Source organism: Mariprofundus erugo, from assembly GCF_005818865.1.
In the GTDB taxonomy this organism is placed as follows: Bacteria; Pseudomonadota; Zetaproteobacteria; order Mariprofundales; family Mariprofundaceae; genus Mariprofundus; species Mariprofundus erugo.
The window spans coordinates 186,723-210,103 of record NZ_VBRY01000003.1; the positions used below are offsets into that span (position 1 = coordinate 186,723).

General features: G+C 57.6%; 22 protein-coding genes. 19 read left to right on the forward strand and 3 right to left on the reverse strand.

Annotation, left to right across the window (positions count from 1 at the left end):
• The first annotated feature begins 51 nt into the window (after positions 1-51).
• Together FEF65_RS04410 and FEF65_RS04415 are read left to right on the forward strand one after the other, a co-directional pair.
• A complete protein-coding gene (locus FEF65_RS04410; RefSeq protein WP_138238576.1) occupies positions 52-525 on the forward strand; it encodes an NfeD family protein in 474 nt (157 codons plus the stop codon).
• Positions 525-1,385 (forward strand): SPFH domain-containing protein, encoded by an 861-nt coding sequence (locus FEF65_RS04415; RefSeq protein ID WP_138238577.1) that lies wholly within the window; start codon positions 525-527, stop codon positions 1,383-1,385. Before FEF65_RS04410 ends, FEF65_RS04415 begins: the two co-directional genes overlap by 1 nt.
• Positions 1,386-1,445: 60 nt before the next feature.
• Here the strand turns inward: FEF65_RS04415 and FEF65_RS04420 are convergent, their stop codons facing one another.
• From FEF65_RS04420 to FEF65_RS04430, 3 genes are all read right to left on the reverse strand, one after another.
• Complete coding sequence (locus FEF65_RS04420; RefSeq protein ID WP_138238578.1) at positions 1,446-3,221, reverse strand: sensor histidine kinase; 1,776 nt, start codon at positions 3,219-3,221, stop codon at positions 1,446-1,448.
• Between the two features lie 89 nt (positions 3,222-3,310).
• Positions 3,311-3,754 carry a YchJ family protein gene (locus FEF65_RS04425; RefSeq protein WP_138238579.1) on the reverse strand — a complete coding sequence of 148 codons (444 nt, stop codon included), beginning with the start codon at positions 3,752-3,754 and terminating at the stop codon, positions 3,311-3,313.
• Entirely contained in the window at positions 3,747-4,178 is a 432-nt protein-coding gene (locus tag FEF65_RS04430; RefSeq protein ID WP_138238580.1) for a YcgN family cysteine cluster protein, read from the reverse strand. The genes FEF65_RS04425 and FEF65_RS04430 overlap by 8 nt, the downstream gene beginning before the upstream one ends.
• Positions 4,179-4,549: 371 nt before the next feature.
• Here FEF65_RS04430 and FEF65_RS04435 point away from each other — a divergent pair, with 371 nt between their 5' ends.
• The 17 genes from FEF65_RS04435 to lpxC all read left to right on the forward strand — a co-directional run bounded on the left by FEF65_RS04435 (position 4,550) and on the right by lpxC (position 23,339).
• Positions 4,550-4,981: a division/cell wall cluster transcriptional repressor MraZ gene (locus FEF65_RS04435; protein ID WP_138238581.1), complete on the forward strand. Its 432-nt coding sequence runs from the start codon at positions 4,550-4,552 to the stop codon at positions 4,979-4,981.
• 5 nt (positions 4,982-4,986) lie between these two features.
• Entirely contained in the window at positions 4,987-5,982 is a 996-nt protein-coding gene (gene rsmH / locus FEF65_RS04440; protein ID WP_138238582.1) for a 16S rRNA (cytosine(1402)-N(4))-methyltransferase RsmH, read from the forward strand.
• Positions 5,982-6,251: a cell division protein FtsL gene (gene ftsL / locus FEF65_RS04445; protein ID WP_138238583.1), complete on the forward strand. Its 270-nt coding sequence runs from the start codon at positions 5,982-5,984 to the stop codon at positions 6,249-6,251. Before rsmH ends, ftsL begins: the two co-directional genes overlap by 1 nt.
• Positions 6,248-8,116, forward strand: coding sequence for a penicillin-binding transpeptidase domain-containing protein (locus tag FEF65_RS04450; RefSeq protein ID WP_138238584.1), 1,869 nt, complete (start codon positions 6,248-6,250; stop codon positions 8,114-8,116). The genes ftsL and FEF65_RS04450 overlap by 4 nt, the downstream gene beginning before the upstream one ends.
• A complete protein-coding gene (locus tag FEF65_RS04455) occupies positions 8,109-9,620 on the forward strand; it encodes a Mur ligase family protein (protein ID WP_138238585.1) in 1,512 nt (503 codons plus the stop codon). Before FEF65_RS04450 ends, FEF65_RS04455 begins: the two co-directional genes overlap by 8 nt.
• Complete coding sequence (locus FEF65_RS04460) at positions 9,620-10,990, forward strand: UDP-N-acetylmuramoyl-tripeptide--D-alanyl-D-alanine ligase (RefSeq protein WP_138238586.1); 1,371 nt, start codon at positions 9,620-9,622, stop codon at positions 10,988-10,990. The genes FEF65_RS04455 and FEF65_RS04460 overlap by 1 nt, the downstream gene beginning before the upstream one ends.
• A complete protein-coding gene (gene mraY / locus FEF65_RS04465) occupies positions 10,980-12,050 on the forward strand; it encodes a phospho-N-acetylmuramoyl-pentapeptide-transferase (RefSeq protein WP_138238587.1) in 1,071 nt (356 codons plus the stop codon). Before FEF65_RS04460 ends, mraY begins: the two co-directional genes overlap by 11 nt.
• Positions 12,050-13,411 (forward strand): UDP-N-acetylmuramoyl-L-alanine--D-glutamate ligase, encoded by a 1,362-nt coding sequence (gene murD, locus FEF65_RS04470; protein WP_202978107.1) that lies wholly within the window; start codon positions 12,050-12,052, stop codon positions 13,409-13,411. Before mraY ends, murD begins: the two co-directional genes overlap by 1 nt.
• Complete coding sequence (ftsW, locus tag FEF65_RS04475) at positions 13,408-14,643, forward strand: putative lipid II flippase FtsW (RefSeq protein WP_138238589.1); 1,236 nt, start codon at positions 13,408-13,410, stop codon at positions 14,641-14,643. Before murD ends, ftsW begins: the two co-directional genes overlap by 4 nt.
• 5 nt (positions 14,644-14,648) lie before the next feature.
• Positions 14,649-15,758: an undecaprenyldiphospho-muramoylpentapeptide beta-N-acetylglucosaminyltransferase gene (gene murG / locus FEF65_RS04480; RefSeq protein WP_238701190.1), complete on the forward strand. Its 1,110-nt coding sequence runs from the start codon at positions 14,649-14,651 to the stop codon at positions 15,756-15,758.
• On the forward strand, positions 15,755-17,125 hold the full coding sequence (gene murC / locus FEF65_RS04485; protein WP_138238591.1) for a UDP-N-acetylmuramate--L-alanine ligase: 1,371 nt from the start codon (positions 15,755-15,757) through the stop codon (positions 17,123-17,125). Before murG ends, murC begins: the two co-directional genes overlap by 4 nt.
• Complete coding sequence (gene murB, locus FEF65_RS04490) at positions 17,122-18,033, forward strand: UDP-N-acetylmuramate dehydrogenase (RefSeq protein ID WP_138238592.1); 912 nt, start codon at positions 17,122-17,124, stop codon at positions 18,031-18,033. The genes murC and murB overlap by 4 nt, the downstream gene beginning before the upstream one ends.
• Positions 18,030-18,947: a D-alanine--D-alanine ligase gene (locus tag FEF65_RS04495; RefSeq protein ID WP_170304417.1), complete on the forward strand. Its 918-nt coding sequence runs from the start codon at positions 18,030-18,032 to the stop codon at positions 18,945-18,947. The genes murB and FEF65_RS04495 overlap by 4 nt, the downstream gene beginning before the upstream one ends.
• Positions 18,944-19,699, forward strand: coding sequence for a cell division protein FtsQ/DivIB (locus FEF65_RS04500; RefSeq protein WP_138238594.1), 756 nt, complete (start codon positions 18,944-18,946; stop codon positions 19,697-19,699). The genes FEF65_RS04495 and FEF65_RS04500 overlap by 4 nt, the downstream gene beginning before the upstream one ends.
• Positions 19,699-20,931, forward strand: a complete 1,233-nt coding sequence (ftsA, locus tag FEF65_RS04505; RefSeq protein ID WP_138238595.1) for a cell division protein FtsA — start codon at positions 19,699-19,701, stop codon at positions 20,929-20,931. The genes FEF65_RS04500 and ftsA overlap by 1 nt, the downstream gene beginning before the upstream one ends.
• Before the next feature lie 86 nt (positions 20,932-21,017).
• The gene (ftsZ, locus tag FEF65_RS04510; RefSeq protein WP_138238596.1) at positions 21,018-22,196 is read left to right on the forward strand and encodes a cell division protein FtsZ; all 1,179 of its coding nucleotides are present in this window, start codon (positions 21,018-21,020) and stop codon (positions 22,194-22,196) included.
• Positions 22,197-22,439: 243 nt separating this feature from the next.
• Positions 22,440-23,339 carry a UDP-3-O-acyl-N-acetylglucosamine deacetylase gene (gene lpxC / locus FEF65_RS04515; RefSeq protein ID WP_138238597.1) on the forward strand — a complete coding sequence of 300 codons (900 nt, stop codon included), beginning with the start codon at positions 22,440-22,442 and terminating at the stop codon, positions 23,337-23,339.
• Positions 23,340-23,381 lie beyond the last annotated feature (42 nt).

Consider the following 23,381-nt stretch of genomic DNA (forward strand, 5'->3'; position numbering starts at 1 on the left):
TGCTTCTGTGGCAGCACAGGTTCAGGCTGCTGGAAGTAAAAGGGAGCTGCAATGGAATCGTTAATCTCAAACAGTTACGTCTTCTGGGGCTTGCTGGCGCTGCTGTTATTGCTGGCGGAAGCGGCGACGTTTACATCGGTCGCCTTTGTTTTCTCCATTGCTGCGGCGATTGTCTTTCTCTCTCTCTTTGTCGCGGATGCGCCGCAGTCGCTGGCCGGTCAGCTGTTGTTATTTGCCGTGGCCGGTGTGGTCCTGTTGTATCCGATTCGGCGTTTTCAGAAAAGAACGGCAACCGCCCCGACGACCGGTGATGTGGCGGCCTCCATTGAAGGGGCTCCCGGCGGTGTCATCAGACATGCCGATGAGGGAGGCTGCAGCGGGCGGGTGCTGCTCGATCATGCCTTTCTCGGCGGGCGTGAGTGGATGTTTGAATCAGAAACGGTTGTGCAGCCGGGGCAGCGTGTTCGTATTGCCGATGTGCATGGAAATATTTTGAAAGTAGATCTTCACAGAGGAGAATCATAATGGATGAAACCCTTTCTGCCGGCACACTCCTGATGCTGTTTATCGGAGCCATTCTTGCCATGGCTGTGGGCATGGGGGTGCGCATTGTCCCCCAGGGCAGCAACTATGTGGTGCAGCGGCTGGGCAAATACCTGAAGACGCTGCCGCCGGGGCTGAATTTTATTATTCCGTTTGTGGATGATGTGGCGGCAAGGGTGACGACTAAGGAGATTGTGCTGGATATTCCGGGGCAGGAGGTGATTACCCGTGATAATGCCGTGATTATTGCCAATGCCGTGGCCTTTATTCAGGTCACCAAGCCGGACCAGGCCATCTATGGTGTTGAAAACTATGAGCAGGCCATTGTGAATATCATTCAGACCACCCTGCGCAGCATTATTGGTGGCACAGCCCTTGATGATGCGCTCTCTTCACGGGAGGAGATTCGCGTCAAGCTCAAGGACGGTATCGCGGATAATATCACTGATTGGGGTATTACCCTGAAAAACGTCGAGATTCAGGATATCAAGCCGTCGGTGACGATGCAGCAGGCGATGGAGGCTCAGGCGGCAGCAGAGCGGTTGCGTCGTGCGACAGTCACCAAGGCGGAGGGTGAAAAAGCGGCCGCTATTCTTGAGGCGCAGGGGCGCATGGAGGCATCCAAGCTTGATGCCGAGGCTCAGGTGATACTTTCCAATGCCTCAAAAGTGGCGATCGAAAATGTGAGTGGTGCGATTCAGGGGCAGGAGCTGCCGGCCATGTATCTGCTGGGGCAGAAATATATCGAGGCGATCGGTGATGTGGCGGCATCGGATAATGCCAAAACCATGATTATACCGGCCGATCTTCCAGCGGCCATTCGCGGCATGCTGGGGAAATAGGTCCGGGCGGATGTCGTCCGTACAGGCGCGGCCATTCACGGCCGGCACGGAAGCGCCGGCTTAATCAGCGTTTCCATGGTTTTTCGCATTGGTTAAGGGCAGAAGAATATCTACGCGGGTTCCATGGCCCGGTGTGCTGTTGATGCTGATTTTTCCGGCCAGTGAGTGAACAACGCCGTGAACCAGTGATAAGCCGAGCCCGACGCCCTCTCCCTGTGGTTTGGTGGTGAAAAAGGGATCGAAAACAGAGGCGAGGTTCTCCGGCGAAATACCACAACCATTATCCTCGATGGTCAGGCTGGCGTATTGCAGGGTATCTGCCGTGGTCGCAGCAAGCGACAGGCGGATATTACCTGCAGTCTTGTCGGCTATGGCATCGATGGCATTGCTCAGCAGGTGCTGCAGCATGGCCTCAAGCTTGTTGTAATCGGCCTCCAGATACAGTGGCGCGGGAGTCACGTCGAGGCTAAGCGTGATGTTGTCAGGGCGGGGGATGGCGGTGGCCTGCCGATTGATCAGCTCATTAAGGATGAGGCCGCTTTTTTCGAAAATATCGACCTGGGCAAAGGTCATCAGATGTTTGACGAGCCCTGCTGCACGCTGGCATGAGTGGTCAATGGTATGAAGTCTTGCCTGCAGCTCCGGCCGGTCGGCCAGTTTACTGCGTATCAGGTAGGTCGCGCCGATGATGCCGGTGAGGATGTTGTTGAATTCGTGTCCGATGCCGCCGGCGATGGTAACCATGGCGGCGGTTTTTTCCTGCTCGGCTTTTGCTTCGAGCGAACGTATTTCAGCCAGACGGTGCAGCCTTGATTCTCTGATCAGCCGTTGCAAGCCGAGAATAATGATGGCGATGGCAATGCCGAAGGCGATGGCACCGCTCATCATCATGTGGTGCTCGCCGGCAACCCTGGCATCAATGTATGCGTCGCTATAGTAGGCGACAAGCTTCCACTCTCTTCTGGTCGGTCCGTTTACCCGCAGGCCGAAGTTGCTGAACAGATCCGCCGGGCTGATGGTGTCACTGATGTAGGTGCCGCCATGGTCGTGGCTGACGGATCTCTTTGTCCGGCTGATCGCCTGCCATGCCTGCGGCGCCTGGTTGGCCAGTGTGCGGTTTTCCCGTCCCGGAAACATAAAGGCCCACAAGTCCTGCTTCTCCGGTCCGGCCAGCCAGAATCCCTCTTCATTGAGCAGAGATACGTGTTGGGCTGAGCTGGCTGCCATTTCCATTTGCAGGTGAGTCAGAATGGCTGTGCCCAGCGCATTGATCACCAGCAGGCCGATTTTTTCGCCGCCCGGGGTGTAGACCGGTTGTAGCAGGCGAATCGTCGGCTTTTCCGGCTCTTCGATGTGACCATTCTCCATGTTCAGGTCGAATGGTGAAACATAGACCTCACCCCGCTTGAGTTTGAGCCCTTCGCGGAAGTAATAGCGATCCGACTTGTTCTGCAGCTCTGAGGCCAGTGCCGGGTGGCCGTTGTTGTAGTTGGCGCGCATCACCTCCTGGCCATCCATATTTAGCAGGCGTATCTGATCAAAGAGTGTCGATGTGCGAAGGAAAGAGAGAAAGTCCTCTGAAAGTGTGCCGGTTGACTGTATGTCCTGAATAGGGTTGTGCAGATTGATCTGATCGACAAGAAAGGCCAGTGCATTGGACATGTGGCCCAGCTCCAGTCCCAGGTCGCTCTTTAACATGGTGAGCTGGTTGCTGATATCGTGGTTGGTCTGCTCCTTGATGGAGGTGATGGTGCGTGCGCTGACCCAGTAACCGGCGGCGGCGGATATGCAGAGGCAGAGCAGGGTGATCAGGGCTGTGCGCAATGTCGCGATCATGATGTGTTATCCTCCATGGATGCGGCCTGACAGGAGGCTGCTGCGCTTCATGCGCTCTGGTTTTCAGGGCAGCTCTGCTGCTCGCGGGATCAGGGTGATTTTTTCATGCAGCAGTATTTGGTTTTTTTGCCACTGCCGCAGGGGCAGCGGCTGTTTCGTGCAGCTTCACTGACATCACAGACACCGTCAAGGTAGCGCCAGTGTCCATCGACTTGCGCGAAGCGGCTGGTTTCATGCAGCGTCATCACGCGCGCACCCTCCATGAAGCCGGCAATGAACTCGACCGTGTCGGTACCGCTTTTGAGAATGGTGAGGCCAAGCCAGTCGGTATTTGTTGGCGACACTCGCGACGGGCGGGTGTCCGGATGCCAGCTTTCACGCAGGTAGGCCCATGCCCCGGTGACATATGCACTGTAGCGTGAGCGCATCAGTGCTTCAGCGGAAGGGGCGGTGGCACCATGGATGACCGGTTCGCAGCAGCTGGCAAATGGCCGGTCGCTGCCACAGGGGCAGGTGTCCGTATTGTCAGGCATCCGGGTCAATAATATGATCCATGATGTCATCCTCGCTGAGGTTGTCGCCGCAGACGGTTTTCTTGCGGACTGAAATGCCGGCCTTGTGTACGGAGTCCTTGTCGCCGGTGATCAGCGGGTGCCAGTCGAACAGGGGTTTGCCCTCGTGCAGCAGGCGGTAGGCACATGTGTCCGGCAGCCATGAGTACTGTTTGTCGGTCAGTGTGCGGGTGTCCATGCAATCGGGAATCAGTGTTGTGCGGTTCTGATAGTCGGTGCAGCGGCAGGTGTTATCATTGAACAGGCGGCAGCGGATATCAGTGTAGAGTATTTCACCGCTGTCCTCATCTTCAAACTTCCATACACAGCAGCGGCCACAGCCATCGCACAGGCTGTCCCACTCTTCGTTGGTCATCTCTTTCAGTGATTTTTCTTCCCAGAACATGGCATCTCCTGTTTTCGCTGCCCATGCTACCCACAATTTCCCACCTGAAACCAGTTTTGTCGTTTTATCGGCCGGATGAGCCACGGCTGTGGCCTCTTTCTGTTTCGATGTGGCACGTGTTTTTCCTTTTAAAATAAACGTCTTTCTGATTCGGTGAAAGTTAATTCCCGTTCCGTAAAAAAATCCTTTGTCTGCAGGGAGTTCGATGCGGTTGTCAGGAGGGCGTCCCGTGGCTGTGGCGAAATGGTCCGAGCCTCAAAAAATACGAGGTGACAGGGGTTGACAAGGGTTGTCAGGTGGACACTATTGGCATTTGGTGGGGATTTGTGGGTAAGTTGCCCACGTGATGATGCGGAGAGGGTCGGAAACAGATGTTTCAAGGCGAATTCAGCAATAACATGGATGACAAGGGACGCGTCAGCATCCCTGCTGCGTTCCGTGATGCCCTGAATTCCTGTCATGCCGACAACACACTGATCGTGGCCCGTTCGCATAACTCCCCCAATCTGGTGGCTTATCCGATGCGTGAGTGGAAGCGTCTGCTGGCGCGGGTCAATGCCATGCAGCCCAGCAAGCAGGTGGCTGCTTTCAGGCGTGCCGTGATTGGTGCTGCCCAGGAGTGCATCCCGGACCGTCAGGGCAGGGTGCTGCTCTCTCCTGTTTTGCGTGAGCACGCATCACTCTCTCGTGCGGTTCATTTCGCCGGAACCGGCGAGCTTTTTGAAATCTGGGATAGTGAGGCCTGGTCCAGGCAGCTGGATGCTGATCTGGCTCTGCTCCAGGATTTCGAGCTCGGTCTTTAATGCCGGTGGCGCAGGATGAAATATACTCCGAGCATATCCCGGTACTCCGCGATGCTTTTGTCGGTGCCCTGTTCGACGACCCGGACGGATACTATGTCGATTGCACCTTCGGACGAGGCGGGCATAGCCGGCAGCTGCTTGAGCGACTCTCGGCAGACGGCCGGTTGCTTGCGCTCGACCGGGATCCTGATGCTGTTGCTGCAGGAGAAGCGCTGGCGCAGTGCGACCCGCGTTTTGCCATTGCGCATGCCGATTTCGCCAGGCTTGGTGAGGTTCTCGCCGAAAAAGGATGGGACAAGGTGAGCGCCATCGGTTTCGATCTGGGCGTTTCGTCGCCGCAGGTGGATCAGGCAGAGCGTGGCTTCTCTTTCCGTCAGGCCGGGCCGCTGGATATGCGGATGGATGTCTCATCCGGGCAGCCGCTTTCCCGTATGCTGGAACATGTATCCGAGCGCGAGCTGACGGATGTGCTGCGCCGCTTCGGTGATGAGCGTTATGCCCAGCGCATTGCCCGGGCCATCCTGACGGCACTGCGCGAGCAGAAACTGAACTCAACGGCCGATCTCGAAAATGTCTGCTTTCATGCGGTTCCCAAACAGGCCCGTTATGGATCCACCCACCCGGCAACCCGTACCTTTCAGGCACTGCGTATCTGGGTCAATGGTGAAATGGATCAGATTGATGCGGGTATCACGGCTGCAATCGAGCACTTGCGACCCGGTGGACGTCTGGCCGTCATCTCATTTCACTCCGGTGAAGATCGGCGTGTTCGTGACCTGATTGAGGCGCATGTGCACCCATGCGTATGCCCTCCCCAGATGCCGCTCTGTGTGTGCGGTAAAAAGCCGACCATGCGCTGGTTGCACAAGAAGCCGCTGCGTCCGGATGAGCAGGAGGTTGCCGTGAATCCGCGCAGCCGCTCCTCCATGTTGCGGGTGGCACAGCGATTGAGTGAAGAAGAATCCGTTCGTCTGGCTGGTTATGTCGGAGGGCTGCAGTAATGGAAGCCCTGAATTTGCGTCCGTGGATGGTGCTGCCGCTGCTGGTGATTGCAACGCTTGCCGGTGAGCAGGTCTGGCTTTCCCATTTGCGCTATGAAATGTCGCTGGATTCACAGCGCCTGATGGCTGAAAAAGAGGCGATCAAGCTTGAGTCGAGCAAGCTGCGTCTTGAGATCGCCAGCCTTACCCGGCCGGATCGTCTGCGTGAATATGCCCGCAGCAAGCTTGGTATGGCACCGCCCAGACCGATGCAGGTATTGCGGCCATGATCAATAAAGAACAGATATTCATTCGTCGTCGCATTGAGTTCGTGGCAGGCCTGATGGCCCTCGGGCTGCTTTTGCTGGTGGTGCGGGCGGTTGATCTGCAGTGGTTGCAGTCCGATCGTCTGAGTACGATGGCTGAAAAACAGCGTTATCGTGAATATGTGACACTGGCTCCGCGCGGGCCGATCCTTGATCGCAAGGGGCGCGTGCTGGCCGAAAGTGTCGAGATCCCGTCGATCGCTGCGATTGCAGACGAAGTGCCCGAGGCTCGTATCAACGAGCTGGCAAAGGCGCTGGGCTATTCGCCACGCCGGCTGCAGAAAAAGCTGCATGGTCGTAAAGGCTTTGTCTGGCTTGCCCGTCAGGTCGACCCGGTACAGGCCGAAAAGATTATGGCGCTGGATATTGCCGGTGTCCGTATGGAGAAAGAGTGGCGTCGTTATCAGCCGCTTGGTCCGGTGACCGGCCATCTGCTTGGCTTTGTCGGCATCGATGGCAAGGGGCTTGAGGGGATTGAGCGGCGCTGGAACAGCCAGTTGAGTGGCGAGCCCGGCGTACGTCAGGTGCGTCGCGATGCTCGCGGTCACTCTCTGCCGGACGGGGTCTGGTTGCGTGAACCGACACCGGGCAAGGGTTTTACCCTGACGCTGGATGCGACGATTCAGAGTATTGCCTATGCGGCGCTGGCTGAAGGTGTGCATGAACAGCAGGCCAAGGGTGGCTCGGTTGTGGTGATGCGTCCGGCTGACGGGGCGATTCTGGCGATGGTGAACTGGCCGGGCTACAACCCCAACGACTTCCGTCATTATAATCCGAGTGAGTGGCGTAACCGTGCCATTACCGATGTGTTTGAGCCCGGCTCGACGATGAAGCCGTTTACCATTGCGGCCGCGCTGGAGTCGGGCCGCTGGCAGCCGGATTCACAGGTGTTCTGTGAGAATGGGGCTTTCAGAGTGGCCGATTATACCATCCACGATGATCATAAGGCCGGCTGGCTTGATATCTCGGGTATTCTTGCGCACTCCAGCAATATCGGTTCTGCCAAACTGGCGATGGATGTTGGCTCGACCCCGATGTTTGACATGCTTTCCAACGTCGGCTTCGGCAACCGGAGTGGCATCGGTTTAAGCGGGGAGTCGCCGGGCATTGTGCTACCCCCCGAACGATGGGGGCCTGTTGAGACAGCCAATATCGCGTTTGGACAGGGAATCGCCGTGACGCCGTTGCAACTTGCAGCGGCATTTTCCGTTTTTGCCAACAAGGGTGAATTTGTCGCTCCGCGCCTGTTCTCCGATCAGGTTGAGCAACGTCGGCGTGTGATGCCGGAGAAAATCGCATCAGAAGTGCTGACGATGCTCGAGTATGCCACCAGTGAAGACGGTACCGGTAAATACGCGGTGCCCGAGGGTTATCGCATTGGCGGCAAAACAGGCACGGCACAAAAGCCGAATGCCAGGGGCGGTTACAGCAAGGGGCGCTATATGGCGGTGTTTGCAGGCATTGCGCCGGTCAATGATCCACAGCTGGTCATTGTGGTCGTGGTGGATGAGCCGGAAAAGAGTATCTACGGCGGTCAGGTTGCAGCCCCGATTTTTCGTCACATCGCAGAGAGTACACTGCCTTATCTCGGCGTTTCCGCCCGGGTGGATGAGCAGGCTGGCTGGCGCAATATGGCGATAGCCGCCGAGGCGCCGGCGCTGAACGGGGAGTCGCTGGTCGGGCTGTCGATGCGTGAGGTAAGGCGCTATGCAGCCAGCCGCGGGCTGCGATTGAGTGTGCATGGGTCCGGCTGGGTGCGCCGTTATAAACCGTCGATGCCACTTGCTCTGCATGAAGGTGATGTACTGGAGGTATGGCTCAATGACTAATGCTCAGACACGTGCTGCTGAACTGGAAGAGGGATTTTCGCTGCGGGCGCTTGCCGACGGGCTCGGTGAGCTCACTGCTGCGGCCGATGATGATGTGCTGATTATGGGAATTTGCGATGACTCCAGGTACGCAAGGCCCGGTTATGCCATGCTTTGCCTGCCACGCAGTCGGGCGCATGCGGCGGAGTATGCGGAAGCCGCGTGCCGTCAGGGGGCGACCGCGATTATTGCAGTGGGTGTGAATGTGACATCGGAGCTGCCGGTGTTGAAGCTGAAGACGATGCAGCAGGCCGGCCAGTTGTTACGGCGGCTGTTTCGCACCGAGCATGCACGTACCCATTTTTATGGCATTACCGGAACCGATGGCAAAACCAGTGTCGCCTGGATGCTGCGCGAGGCACTGACTCGCTATCAGTCGCAGCCGGTGTGGAGTTGCGGAACCCTTGGCTGGCTTCGTGCCCCGGATGATATTCTCGATATCGGTAATACCACGCCGTCGATGCTGACGATGCATGCCATGCTTTCATCGGCAAGGCTTGAAGGTGTGCACGGCGTTGCCTGCGAGATTTCATCGCACGGCATTGCCCAGGAGCGGATTGCCGGCATCGATTTCCACACTGCGATCTGGACGAATATGGGCCATGACCACCTGCAGGATCATGGTGGCTATCAGGGATACCTGCAGACCAAGGCAGCCTTTGTGCAGGCAACGGCTGCGCACGGCGGCAATGTGGTCGCCAATGCGGATCAGCCGGATATTCGTGAGCATGCACCTGATAACACATGCTGGTATGGCCATGGTCTCTACCGCAAGGACGTGGATCTGGCGTGGGAACAGGAACTGCCGGGTGTGTTGCGGCTGAAGAGCGGCGATGAGGAAGTGGTCATTGAAGATATTCCGCTGGGTGATTTCCATGCGGAAAATGTTGCCTGTGTTGCACTGACGCTGATGGTTTCCATGGCTGTACCTGTGACCGAGCTGCCGGCACTGCTTGAGCATATCAGCGCCCCTCCCGGGCGTATGCAGGAAGTGACCGCCGGTTACGGTCAGGTTTACATCGATTATGCCCATACGCCGGAGGCCCTGGAGCGCTGTCTGCATGCGGCACGCAAACTGACTCGCAAACGACTGCTGGTCGTATTTGGTTGCGGTGGTGAACGGGATCGTGAAAAGCGGCCGCAGATGGGAGCAATCGCCTCGGAGCTGGCCGATCTGGTATGGATTACCTCGGATAACCCGCGTGGTGAGATGCCGGCGGTGATTGCCTCCGAGATTGAGCAGGGTATGCGTCAGCCTTATGTCGCAGAAATACACCTGCAGCTGGACCGGGACAAGGCGATCGGTGAAGCCGTTGCAGCACTGGCCGATGGTGATCTGCTGATTGTGGCCGGCAAAGGGCATGAAGCATATATGGATGTGTGCGGGCAGCGCCTGCCATGGAGTGATGAGGCAGTGGCGAGTCGTCACCTGCATTGCAAACATGGACTGGAGATCGTGGCATAATGTATTTAACCGGGGCAGATCTTCAGCGTGCCACCGCCGGCCAATGGCTGGGTGGGATGCCTGATGCGGTAACGCAGGTGGTGACCGATACGCGCGGCTTTACAGCTGGCAGCGCTTTTCTTGCCCTGCGTGGACCGCACTATGACGGGCATCTGTTTGCCGGCCAGATCGCTGAGCGGGCATCGCTGCTGATTGGTGATCATGAGGGGATCAAACGCTGGAGTGAGCTGAGCTGCCCTCAGTTGCAGGTGAACAATACGCTGCAGGCGCTGGGCGATATTGCCCATGCATGGCGTATGCAGCTTGCCAATACCACGGTTGTGGCCATCTCCGGTTCATACGGAAAAACAAGTTTGCGTTCATTGTTGCAGCATGGCTTGTCAGCACTCGGTATGCATGTGGCGGCGACCACAGGCAATCTGAATAACCTCGTCGGTGTGCCGAAAACATTGATGGCAGTGCCGAAAGAGGCCGGGATCGCCCTGATCGAGTGCGGTATCAGTGAGTGCGGTGAAATGGTGCGTCTGTCTGCCATGGTTCAGCCGGATGTGGCAGTGCTTACCGGCATCACGGCGGCACATGGTGAGGGGCTTGGCGGTATGGCCGGTGTGGTGCGGGAAAAGTCGGCTCTGTTTGACCACCTCAATGAGGGGGGCTGGTGCATGCTGGGTGAGGGCGTCGGCTCTTGTCTTGATCAGTATGGCGTGGCCAGGCCGGCAGGGGCCATTGATATTGAACAACAACCACTGCAGTGGCAGCTGGAAGGAAAAAAACTGCGCCTCGATCATGGTACGGAGCATGCCACCATTGAATTACAGCTGCCGGCACGCCACTGGGCTGCCAATATGACACTGGCTGCATCACTGATACTGCGTTTGATGGCCAACCGGGGTGTGGCTGTTTCACTGGCGGAGGTGGCCGGTGCACTGGCTTCCTGGCAGCCGGAGCCCGGCAGGATGCAGATCTGTACCGGTATTGAAGGTTGTACCGTGCTGGATGATTGCTACAACGCCAACCCTGTCTCCATGCAGGCCGCGATCAATACGCTGGCCGTGATGCAGGGTAATCGTGTGGCCGTGCTGGGTGACATGGCTGAGCTGGGGGCTGCCAGTGATGCGGCCCATGCCGGCCTTGATGTCAGTGAAATTGATCAGCTGTATCTGGTAGGGGCGAAAATGGAGGCGCTGGCTATCAGGTCACCGAAGGCCCGCTGGTATCCGGACAGTCGCGCCGCAGCTGCATCGCTGAGCCGTGAAAACTTCGGGCCAACGGATACCGTGCTGGTCAAGGGCTCGCGCAGTATGACGCTGGAGGCCGTGGTGAATGTACTCTGTTCGGGTGGTCAGCAGGAGGTGCGTCATGCTCTATAACCTGCTCTACCCGCTGGCTGACCAGTATTCATTCTTCAATCTTTTCCAGTATATCACCTTTCGAACGGTGTATGCCCTGATTACGTCACTGGCGATCTGCTGGTTGCTTGGCCCGCGCTTTATTCTCTGGATGAAGTCAGTGCAGGGGAAAGGGCAGCCGATTCGTGATGATGGTCCACAGACCCATCTTGTCAAACAGGGAACCCCGACCATGGGGGGATTGTTGATTCTGCTGTCGCTGACGGTTGCAACGTTGCTGTGGGCGGATCTGACCAGTGGCTTTATCTGGCTGGCGCTGCTGGTCACACTGGGCTATGGATTGATCGGCTGGCTTGATGATTACCTGAAAATTATGCGGCGTAATCCCAAGGGGCTGGCCGGTCGCTGGAAGCTGTTGTTGCAAACGCTGTTTGGCGGTATGGCTGCAGCCGGGCTGATGATGATGACCGATCCGGTTGTGGATATTCCGTTTTTCAAGACACAGTGGCATATGGGCTGGGTCTACCCGCTGTTTGTGCTGTTTGTGCTGGTGGGCACCTCCAATGCGGTGAATCTGACCGATGGTCTCGACGGTTTGGCGGTTGCACCGACCTTTATGGTCGCGGCGGCCCTTGCAGTGGTTGTCTATCTGGCAGGCCATGCCAAGTTTTCGGCTTACCTGATGATTCCGTTTGTTCCTGGAGCGGGTGAGCTGACTATTTTTTGCGGTGCTCTGGTTGGCGGCTGCCTCGGCTTTCTCTGGTTCAACAGCTATCCTGCTCAGGTATTTATGGGTGATGTCGGAGCCCTGGCACTGGGCGGAGCACTCGGCTTTGTCGCCTGTGCCGTGCATCAGCAGCTGTTGCTGGCGATTGCCGGCGGCCTGTTTGTGCTCGAGGCGGTTTCGGTGATGGTGCAGGTTGCCAGCTTCAAACTGACCGGCAAGCGGGTATTCCGCATGGCTCCGATTCACCACCATTATGAGCTGAAGGGCTGGGCCGAGCCCAAGGTCATCGTCCGTTTCTGGATTATCTCCATTATTCTTGCGCTGGTGGCGCTCTCCACCCTGAAGATCCGGTAATGGATATGTTGCAGTCATCCGCGATGCGGACCGCGATCATCGGAATGGGCCGAACCGGTCTCTCCGTTGCCCGCTTCCTGTTGAGCAGAGGCGTTGCCTGTGAATGCTTCGATGAAGCGCCGCTGGTGCTGCCGGCCGATCTGCCACTGCCTTTCCATGCAGGCCCGTTGAACGGTGATATTCTGGCCGGATTTGAGCGTATTATTGTCAGCCCCGGTATTCACTGGCAGCACCCGGCACTTTGTCAGGCGCGTGCGGCAGGTGCATTGATTTATGGTGATCTGCAGCTGTTCAATGAGTTCTATCGCGGCGATATCGTTGCCGTGACCGGCACCAATGGCAAAACCACCACGGTGACCCTGATCAATACGATGCTGGATATTCTTCCCGGTGGCATTGAGGCGGGGGGGAATATCGGGCGGCCGATGCTTGAGCTGATCGATACCGATGAGCCACCGTGCCGTGTGGTGCTGGAATTATCCAGTTTCCAGCTGGAGCGGGCTGAGCCTGTGCATCCACGCTGGGCGGCGCTGCTGAATATTCAGCCGGACCATGCCGACATGCATGCAGATATGGAGGCATACCGCGCGGCGAAGTTGAGATTGTTTGCCCGTCAGGGTGAGGGCGACAAGGCCATGTTGCCTGCCGGAGCCGAGTGGGATGAACTGGCTGCGGAACTGGGCGGGCGTGGTGTCTATATACGCCGCTTCGGAGTGGGCTCAAGCGGTGCGCTCGACTGCGGTGTGGAGATGACCGGTGATTCACACTGGCAGCTGTTCTGGCATCACTACGACAAGGCATACACGATCGACAGCAGTGAGCTGCAGACGATGGGCATGCATCAGCACCTGAATCTGGCTGTGGCCGGTCAGGCCGCTGCGGATTTCGGCCTCTCTCCCGCCGTGATTCGTCAATCGCTGAGTACATTTCGCGGGCTGCCGCATCGCTTGCAGTTTCTCGGTACCGTGCAGGGGCATGGCTGGTATAACGATTCCAAGGCGACCAACCCCGATTCCGCCCGGGCTGCCCTGCTCTCATTTCCGAAGGTGATCTGGATTTGCGGCGGCTTGCGCAAGGGGCTGGATGTCAGCCAGTTGAAAGATGTGGTGGCAGGCCATGTCGCACTGATGCTGGTCACCGGTACAGATACCCGTGCATTTATTGAACTGGGCGCCATGGCCGGTGTCGAGGTGCATGCAGTCAATAGCATCGGGCAGGCAGTGAAGCATGCGGCAGCGGTTGCCTCCGGCCTGCCTGTGCTGCTATCGCCGGCGGCAGCCAGTCAGGATCAGTTCCGTGATTATGCCGAGCGCGGGCGCTGCTTTGCCGAAGCAGTTGCCGCTCTTGAGGTGAGATCATGAGTGTGAAAAGCACCAATCGCCTGGCGCCGCCTGATCCGGTGATGGTCGGTTGCATTCTGCTGTTGCTGTCATTCAGCATCCTGATGGTGTACAGCACCAGCATCAGTGTGGCTGAGGTTCGTTACCATGATCCGTTCCGAATTGTCGGGCACTGGCTGCTCTATATTCCTGCCGGCCTTGTGGTGATGTGGATACTTTCATGCGTGGATGCCAACTGGTGGCGCGCGATCGCACTGCCTGTGCTTGGCGTGGGGATTTTGATGATGGTGGCCGTGCTGGTGCCGGGGCTGGGGCGTGAAATCAATGGTGCCCAGCGCTGGTTCTCGCTGTTTGGCCTGACGCTGCAGCCGGTTGAGCTGCTCAAGCCAGCCGTCATTGTCTATATGGCTTACTATATGGGCTCATTCCCGGAGCGGCTGAGCCAGTTTACCACTGGTCTGGCGCCCATGCTGGTGGTGCTGACCATTTCATTGCTACTGCTGATGGTGCAGCCGGACTTCGGCAGCTCTGTACTGCTCTCTGCCACCTGCTTCTGCATGTGGTTTGTCGGTGGCGTGCCAATCAAACATCTGGCGCTGATGCTTTCGAGCTTTATCCCTCTGGCCGGGCTGGCAATGATTGCCGAGCCCTATCGTGTACAGCGTCTGACCAGTTTTATGGAGCCATGGCAGGATCCGTATGGCAGCGGTTATCAGCTGATTCAGTCCATGATTGCATTTGGCAGCGGCGGCATCTTTGGTGCAGGTCTCGGGCAGGGCGTACAGAAGCTGTTTTATCTGCCGGAAGTGTTTACCGACTTCATTTCAGCCAGTATCGGTGAAGAGCTTGGTTTGATCGGCATCCTTGTACTGTTGTCGATCTTTGCCGTACTGCTCACTCGTGGTATTCAGCTGGCTCTGATGCAGCAGGAGATGTTCTACCGTCTGGTGATTCTTGGCTGCATGCTCTGCCTTGCTGTTGCGCTGATGATTAATCTCGGTGCTGCAATGGGGCTGTTACCCACCAAAGGCATGCCCATGCCGTTTGTCTCTTATGGTGGCAGTGCATTGATCGGTGAATGCATGCTGATGGGGCTGGTGTTGTCGATTCAGCGTCATAACAAGGGCAATATGCGCATCGAGAAAAAGAGCGGGCGCCGGGATGCCGTCGGTACCACCGCCGATGACCGGGCGCACCATCAGACGCCGCCACGGGCACAGACCGAGCCCGACGGGCTGGAGCACCTGTTTTGAAACGTATGCCAAGACTCTGCATAGCCGGTGGCGGTACCGGTGGCCACGTCATGCCTGCATTGGCACTGGCGGATGCCGCCCGTGAGCGCTGGCCGGAGCTGGAGGTCAGCTTTATTGGCGCGGAGCGGGGGCTTGAAGCAAGGCTGTTACCTGAGCGGGGCGAGTCGGTGCTGTTGCTGAAGATGCATGGCATCAAGGGCGCCGGCTGGTTGCAGCGCTTGCGGGTGCTGTTGTGGGAGTTGCCCCGATCGGTGATGACGATTCGCCGTTCATGGCAGGAGAGTCGCCCGGATCTGCTCGTAGGCGTAGGAGGCTATGCCAGTATTTCAGGGGTGGCTGCCGCACTGCTGGCACGTATTCCGGTGGTATTGTATGAGCAGAACGCCATGCCAGGTCTGGTGAACCGGACGCTGGGGCGTTTTTGCAAGCGTGTGATGTTGGGCTTTGCTGCCGCCGGCAGCCATATCGGCAGTGGCGTTCATACCGTTGTGACCGGAAATATTGTCCGTCAGGCCATTATGCGGACGCAGTGGCAGGCGCATCAGCCGCCTCGGCTGTTGGTCCTGGGGGGCTCGCAGGGGGCCCGCGTGCTCAATCAGACGGTGCCGGAGGCCTGTATGATGCTGGCAAGAGAGGGGCGTGTGTTCACCGTCACCCACATTGCCGGTAAAGATGAGGCTGCCATTACTGCAGCCAAAGCCTGTTATGATGAGGCGGGTATCACAGCAGACGTACTTCCTTTTTGTGATGATATGCCCTCTTTTTATCGGGGGGGAGATTTGATGGTGGCCCGTTCCGGTGCGATGACGGTCAGCGAGGCTGCGGTCAGCGGCATGCCCTGTCTGTTTGTGCCATTGCCACATGCTGCTGATGATCATCAGCGCCACAACGCACTGGCACTGGCCGGGAGTGGCGGGGCGATGGTGCTGGAGCAGACTCAGTTGACCGGTGAGGCGCTGGCGGCAGCCATTGAGGCGTGTCTGTTTGATCCTGCTCGCCTTGCTGCTATGAGCCGCTCAACACTGGCTGCTGCACCGGTGGATGCGCGCGACCGGCAACTGGATGTGCTGGCCGAGTTCCTGCCGCTGAATGACTCCGGGGAGGTATGTGCATGAAGGCGCGTGTTGATCGTATTCACCTGGTGGGTATTGGCGGTATCGGTATGAGCGGTATTGCCGAGGTGCTGCATAACCAGGGCTTTACTGTGGCCGGCAGTGACATGGCCGAGAGTCAGAATGTGATGCGCCTGCGCAGCCTGGGTATCCAGGTGGCCATTGGTCATGCGGCTGAAAACATTGCCGATGCCCAGGTTGTGGTCGTATCGTCGGCGATTAATCCTGCCAACCCTGAAGTGGCAGCGGCGCAGCAGCGTGGTATTCCGGTGATTCCGCGGGCAGAAATGCTGGCTGAGCTGATGCGTATCAAGCAGGGCGTGGCCGTGGCCGGTAGTCACGGTAAAACAACCATGACCTCACTGATTGCGCATGGCATGGAAGCGGCCGGACTTGATCCCACCTATATTATCGGTGGTCGTCTGATTGCAACCGGCAGCAATGCCCGTCTGGGGGCAAGCCCGTGGCTGGTGGCGGAAGCGGATGAGAGCGATGGCTCATTTCTTCGTCTCTCTCCGATGATCGCCGTGGTCAGCAATATCGATCCTGAGCATCTCGATCATTACGGCGATTTTGACACGCTGCAGGAAGCCTTCAGAAGCTTTGTCAATCTGGTGCCATTTTACGGCCGGGTGGTGTTGCATCATGAGCATCCGCACGTGGCGGCATTGCGGGTTGGTCTGCATCGCCCGCTCACCACCTATGGCAGCTCACCGCAGGCGGATCTGCATCTGATTGACTCCGTCGCTGACGGGGTCGGCCAGCTGTTTCATGCCGCCAGTCGCAGCAGCGGTGATCTCGGTGCGTTCCGCCTGCCGATGCCCGGGCGTCATAATGCTGAAAATGCACTGGCGGCCATTGCCGTGTTACTTGATCTGGGTATTGATATCGAGACCATTCGCAGTTCTCTGGCCTCCTTTGAAGGAATTCAGCGCCGCTTTCAGCGTACAGCTGTCGGGGAAGGTGTGCTGGTAGATGACTATGCCCATCATCCCCGTGAAGTGATGGCCACACTGGCTGCAGCACGGGAGTGCTGGCCGGATCGTTATATCAGTGTGATTTTCCAGCCGCATCGCTATACCCGTACCCGGGATCTGATGGACGAATTTATGGGCGCATTTGATGTCGCCAACGAAGTTGCACTGCTGCCTGTATATGCAGCCAGTGAATCGCCCATCGATGGCGTAAGCAGTCAGCGTCTGGGCGAGGGGATGAGTGAGCGCGGGCATCGCCGGGTCGTGTTGCTGGATGATCTGGCGGCTGCACGTGCGGCAGCCTGTGAGCAGCTGGCGGCAGGCCATATTGTCATTTTGATGGGAGCCGGTTCAGTCGGAGTGCTGGCGAGTCAGTTACGTGAGGAGTTGGCATGAGTGATGGCATGAATCTCTCCGACTGGTCGCGTCAGCTCGCCGAGCTGGGCATGCTGCGTGAATATGAGCCGATGGCGCGCCATACCACGCTCTGTGTCGGTGGTCCTGCCCGCTGGTACTTCCGCCCTGCGGATCGCGAGGCTCTGGCTCGTGCTGTTCGCCTTTGCCCTGCGGATATGTCGATTCTGCCGCTGGGACGTGGCAGCAACATGCTGGTGCCGGATGGCGGCCTGGATACGCTGGTGATTGATGTCAGTGAGCTTAACACGCTGATTTTTGATGGTTGCCATGTGCATGCAGGTGCCGGAGTGCGCATGAGTCGCTTTGCCCGCCAGTGTGCCGAGCATGGTCTGAGCGGTTGTGAGTTTCTGGCGACCGTACCCGGAGCCATGGGGGGCGGCGTGGCGATGAATGCCGGGGCGTTTGCGCAGCAGCTTTCCGATACGCTGGTGACGGCAGAGGTGCTGTTGCGCAATGGTGAGTTTCTGACGCTGGATGCCGAACAGCTGTGCATGAGCTATCGCCACAGCGAACTGCCCGGGCAGTGTGTGGTGGTGGAGGCTGAGTTCCGCCTGACACCGGATCATCCGGATCAGATCCGTGAACGTATGCGTACGATGCGCAGTCGTCGCGGTGGTACGCAGCCGTTGTCGCTGCCCAATTGCGGCTCGGTCTTCAAAAATCCGCCGGGCGATCATGCCGCTCGCCTGATTGAGGCGGCAGGGCTTAAGGGATTTGCGATCGGTGGTGCGCGTATTTCAGAGCAGCATGCCAATTTTATTGTCAATGCCAGTGAGGCCAGCAGTGCCGATATCGTGGCATTGATCGAACGGGCAAAACGGGAAGTGAAGCTTCAATTTGATATCGACCTGGAGCCTGAAGTGCGCATGGTCGGGGAGTGGTTATGAGTGCGGTCGATGTGAAACGTTTCGGGCGCACCGGCGTATTGATGGGTGGTACCTCTGCCGAGCGCGATGTATCGCTGCGTTCGGGCGCTGCTGTGCTGCGGGCTCTGACTGCCGCAGGTGTCGATGCTGTCGGCATCGACCTGCAGGATGACTGGGCGGCGCAGTTGCGTGCGGCCTCAATCGATACGGCATTCATCGCCTTGCATGGTACGCTGGGAGAAGACGGGTGTGTGCAGGGCCTGCTTGAAATTATGGGGATCCCCTATACCGGTTCGCGTGTGATGGCTTCGGCACTGTGCATGAACAAGCGTCTGTGCAAGCAGGTGCTGGATCAGGCCGGACTGACAACCCCGGTGGAGATCCGGATCGCTGAAGGCGGGCCGGAAAGATATCCGGTATTTATCAAGCCGGTGGCGGAAGGCTCCAGTATTGGTCTGCACTATGTGGAGTCGGTTGAGGCCTGGCAGCAACTTGATCTTGATGCGGACATGCAATGGATTGCCGAAATGCCGGTTAAAGGCGTTGAAATTGCTGTGTCAGTGCTGGCTGGTGAGGCGCTGATGCCGGTTGAGGTGGCCCCGAAATCGGGGGTTTATGATTATACCTCCAAATATACGGCAGGTGCCACGGCCTACTTCTGCCCGGCCCGATTGCCGGCAGAGACATTGCGTTACTGCATGGAGCAGGCAGAAAAAGCAGTGGCTGCGGCCGGCTGCAGTGGGGCGCCGCGTGTGGATATGATCGTCGGCAGTGGTGGTGAGGCAGCCATTCTCGAGATTAATACCATCCCGGGCATGACTGAAACCAGCCTTCTGCCGAAGGCTGCTGCTGCAGCCGGTATTGATTTTCAGCAGCTCTGCCTGCGTATCCTTGCAACAGCAGGGCTGGATTACGGACAGGAGGGCAAGCGTTGACCCGCAATAATCAGCATCGCGTAGATCCTGCTGTGAAGCGGGCGGCACGTTTGCAGCTGCTGGCCAGAGTGGCGCGCATGGTGGCTGTCGTGGTTGTCACCGCCGGAGCGGCTCAGGGCGTCGTGTGGCTGAACGGGACGCTGAGCGTGAGTGAGTGGAATGTCACGGCACCGGAGTCAATCCGGCATGAGATTGAGAGCCGTCTGCAGGCGATGGATCAGCGTGACTTTCTCTCGACCCGCCCGGAGCTGCTGCGCCAGCGCTGGCTTGAGCAGATTCCGGATATGGAAGAGGTCCAGATCAGTCGTGTGCTGCCGCACCGTCTGCAGGTGACGGCGATTGCCAGAACACCGGAGGCACTGTGGCAGGATGAGCAGGATCGGGTTCACCTGCTGGATAGCCACGGCTATGCCTACCGTTTACTGGCACGGGGGGAGTCGCCGGATCTGCCGCTGTTGCGTGTGCGCGAGGAGCAGCTGCCTGCCGCGCACCGGTTGCTGGCTGTTTTGTCCCGTGATTCGGCCGAGAGGCTTGCTGCGTTGAGCGAGATCCATGCCGGCGGCAACCACTGGAAGCTCTATTTTGCGCGGGGCGCCGCATGGCTGCTGCCGCAGAAACAGGAAGAAAAATATATCACGGCCGTTGCGGCCCAGCTGGCTCAGCCACGCTGGCGTACGGGACAATGGTCCGTGGATGCGAGAATTCAGTCCCGCTGGTTTATCAGGCCGGCCGGACATGAAGGGGTAATCTGATGGCGAAACATGATCAGTTGCTGGTCGGGCTGGATATAGGCACAAGCAAAATTGCCTGTATCGTTGCCGAAGCGTCGCCTGACGGCAAGGTGGATGTCATCGGTATCGGTACACATCCGTCGAGAGGTCTGCGCAAGGGCGTCGTGGTGAATATTGAGTCGACTGTCGAGTCGATACGGCTGGCTGTTGAAGAGGCTGAGCTGATGGCTGGCGTGAATATCCAGTCGGTCTTTACCGGCATTGCCGGCTCACATATCCGTGGTTATAACAGTCACGGCGTTGTTGCCACCAAAGACCATGAGGTCACTCAGGAAGATGTGGATCGCGTGATTGATGCGGCGCGGGCGATGAATATTCCTGCCGATCAGAAGGTGCTGCACATCCTGCCGCAGGAGTACATCATCGATAGCCAGGATGGTATCCGTGAGCCGATCGGTATGAGCGGTGTCCGTCTGGAGGCCAAGGTGCACGTGGTGACCGGTGCCGTTTCATCGGCCCAGAATATCGTCAAGTGCTGTAACCGCTGTGATCTGGATGTCTCTGATATGGTGCTGGAGCAGGTTGCCTCGGCTGAGGCGGTCCTGATGCAGGATGAGAAGGATATTGGCTCGGTGCTGGTTGATATTGGCGGAGGCACGACCGACATCGCCGTTTTTCTGAATGGATCCATCCGTCATACGCATGTGATTCCAATCGGTGGTGATCACCTGACCAACGATCTTGTGATAGGATTGCGCACCTCTGCTCGCGAGGCGGACCAGCTCAAGCGTCAGTATGGCGCCTGTATGACTTCGCTGGTTTCACCTGAGGAGCAGATCGAGATTCCCAGTGTCGGCGGCAGAGCACCGCGGCCGATGCCGCGTCAGGTGATGGCTCAGATTCTGGAGCCGCGTGTGGAAGAGTTGTTTGAAATGATCCGTGATGAGTTGCAGCGCTCCGGATATCAGGAGCTGGTGGCTGCAGGCATGATTTTAACCGGCGGTTCCTCCCTGCTTGAAGGCATGGTGGAGCTGGCGGAAGAGATCTTTGATATGCCTGTACGTCTGGGACGTCCGCAGGGCGTTGGCGGGCTGGATGTGATTGCCAGCCCCATGTATGCGACAGGGGTGGGGCTGATTTTGTATGGCCATCGCTATCGCCAGACACCGGTCAAACGGATGAAGGTGGCCGACAGGAATTTGTTTGCACGCGTATGGACGCGCATGCGCGGCTGGTTTGGAGATACAACCTAGCCATGACGATACAGGAAACAGTTATGAACAACAGAGATATAGATATTGATAAACATACAGAATCGGGGCTAGTGGAGGAAAAGGTTATGACTGCATTATATACACTTGAAGATACAGCAGCGCTTTCAGCAAGAATCAAGGTCATCGGTGTCGGTGGCGGCGGTGGTAATGCGCTGAACAACATGATTGATCAGAAGCTGCGTGGCGTTGAATTTATTGTTGCCAACACCGATGCACAGGCTATCGATCGCAATCATGCCGAAATCAAGCTTCAGCTTGGTGCCGATATCACCCGTGGTCTGGGTGCAGGTGCCAATCCCGGTATCGGGCGTGAGGCGGCAGAGGCCGAGCGGGATCGCATCCGTGAGTTTATGCAGGACACCGAGATGGTCTTTATTACTGCCGGTATGGGTGGTGGTACAGGTACCGGTGCGGCACCTGTGATTGCCGAAGTCGCGCGTGAAATGGGCGTGCTGACGGTCGCCGTTGTGACCAAGCCGTTCAGCTTTGAAGGCAAGCGCCGTATGCGTCAGGCTGAGGCCGGCATTGCCGAGCTGCGCAAATATGTGGATACGCTGATCACCATTCCGAATCAGAAACTGATCGGTGCGGTTGGCAAGAATACCAGTATGCTGGAGGCGTTCCGCAAGGCGGACGACGTGCTGCTGCAGGCTGTTCGCGGTATTGCCGAGCTGATTACCCACACCGGCTATATGAACGTCGACTTTGCCGATGTGAAGGCAGTGATGAGTGAGACGCGCGGCGTGGCGATGATGGGATCCGGTGTCGCTTCCGGTGAGAGCCGTGCGATCGAGGCTGCAGAGCGCGCTATTTCTTCGCCGCTGCTGGAGGATATCGATATCCACGGTGCACAGGGCATTCTGGTGAACGTAACCGGTAACGAGGATATGACCCTGGCCGAGTACGATGAGGCGGTTTCGATTATCTATAATATGGCCGATGAGGATGCCAATATCATTTGCGGTATGGTCTATGATCAGGATGCCGGAGATGAAATCCGCGTGACGGTTGTGGCGACAGGTCTTTCCGGTGAGTCATCGTTGCGTCTTGCTGCTGAAGCACGTGAAAAAGAGGTGGTAAAACCTGCGGCCGCCCGTGTTCCGAGTGTGCCAATGGGGACGATTCCAATGCAGAAGACCGCCAACCAGCAGCCGGCCAAGCCACAGCCAATGCCGTTTGAACAGCCTGGTTTTAATGATGATGAATTTGCCGTGCCGACCTTCCTGCGCCGGCAGGCAGACTGATTGCGGTGATGGCGGAGCATGCGGTTTATACAGGTGATGAACGCTCTGTATAACCCGCATGCAGGCCTCACAACGGGGTGAAATGTTGTGCTGCGGCTATTTTATGGCAGTCTGCGCATGGATTTTAACCTGTGAATGATGCCAAGGCAGGTTACAAGTGATACAGCTCATAGTCGTGGAACGTAAGTTTTCCGATCATTGGCACCCGCGTTGTAGCTTTGCCCGTAACGGAAGGAGGCATACATGATTGCACAGAGAACACTGGATCATTCGATTCGATGTAGCGGTATCGGGCTGCATTCCGGTCGCAAGATTCAACTGGTGTTACACCCTGCTGCTGAAAACAGCGGTATTACGTTTGTGCGCTCCGATCTTGGTGTCGAGATTCCGGCGCGTGCTGATCAGGTGACGGATACACGCCTGTGCACCACGATTGGTCAGGGCAATGCCTGTATTTCTACGGTGGAGCATCTTCTCTCCGCCTTTGCCGGTCTTGGTGTGGACAATGCCCGTATTGAGGTCAGTGGTCCTGAAGTGCCGATTATGGATGGCTCCTCGGCGCCGTTTGTGTTTCTGATCCAGTGCGCCGGCATCCGCGAACAGTCGCGCGCCAAAAAAGTGATGCGTATTCTCAAGCGCGTCGAGGTGGAAGAGGGTAACAAGCGTTGCGCCCTTTATCCTGCGGCCGGATTCAGTATTTCCTATCTGCTGGATTATGATCACCCGCTGCTTCGTCGTCGTCGCGTTAAAATCGACTTTTCACGTCAGGCTTATACCCGTGAAATCAGTCGTGCCCGTACCTTCGGTTTCCTGCATGAGGTTGAGGCGCTGCAGAAGGCGGGACTCGCTCTCGGCGGCTCTCTGGAAAATGCCGTTGTGCTTGATACGCACCGGGTGGTGAATGAAGGTGGCTTGCGTTACGAGGATGAGTGCGTGCGCCACAAGATTCTCGATACCCTGGGCGATCTTTCCCTATCCGGTTACCCGATTGTCGGTGCCTTTGAGGGGGAATTGACCGGCCATGATATGAACCACAAGCTGGTGATGACGTTACTGGCCGACCCTTCAAGCTACCGGATCGAAGAGCTGGAGGCGGAAAAACAGTCTGCGGCGGTGATGCTCGGTCGTCCGCAACAAGCGTAACAGCACCTTCACGATGATTTTCAGGCCGGCTTTGTCCGGCCT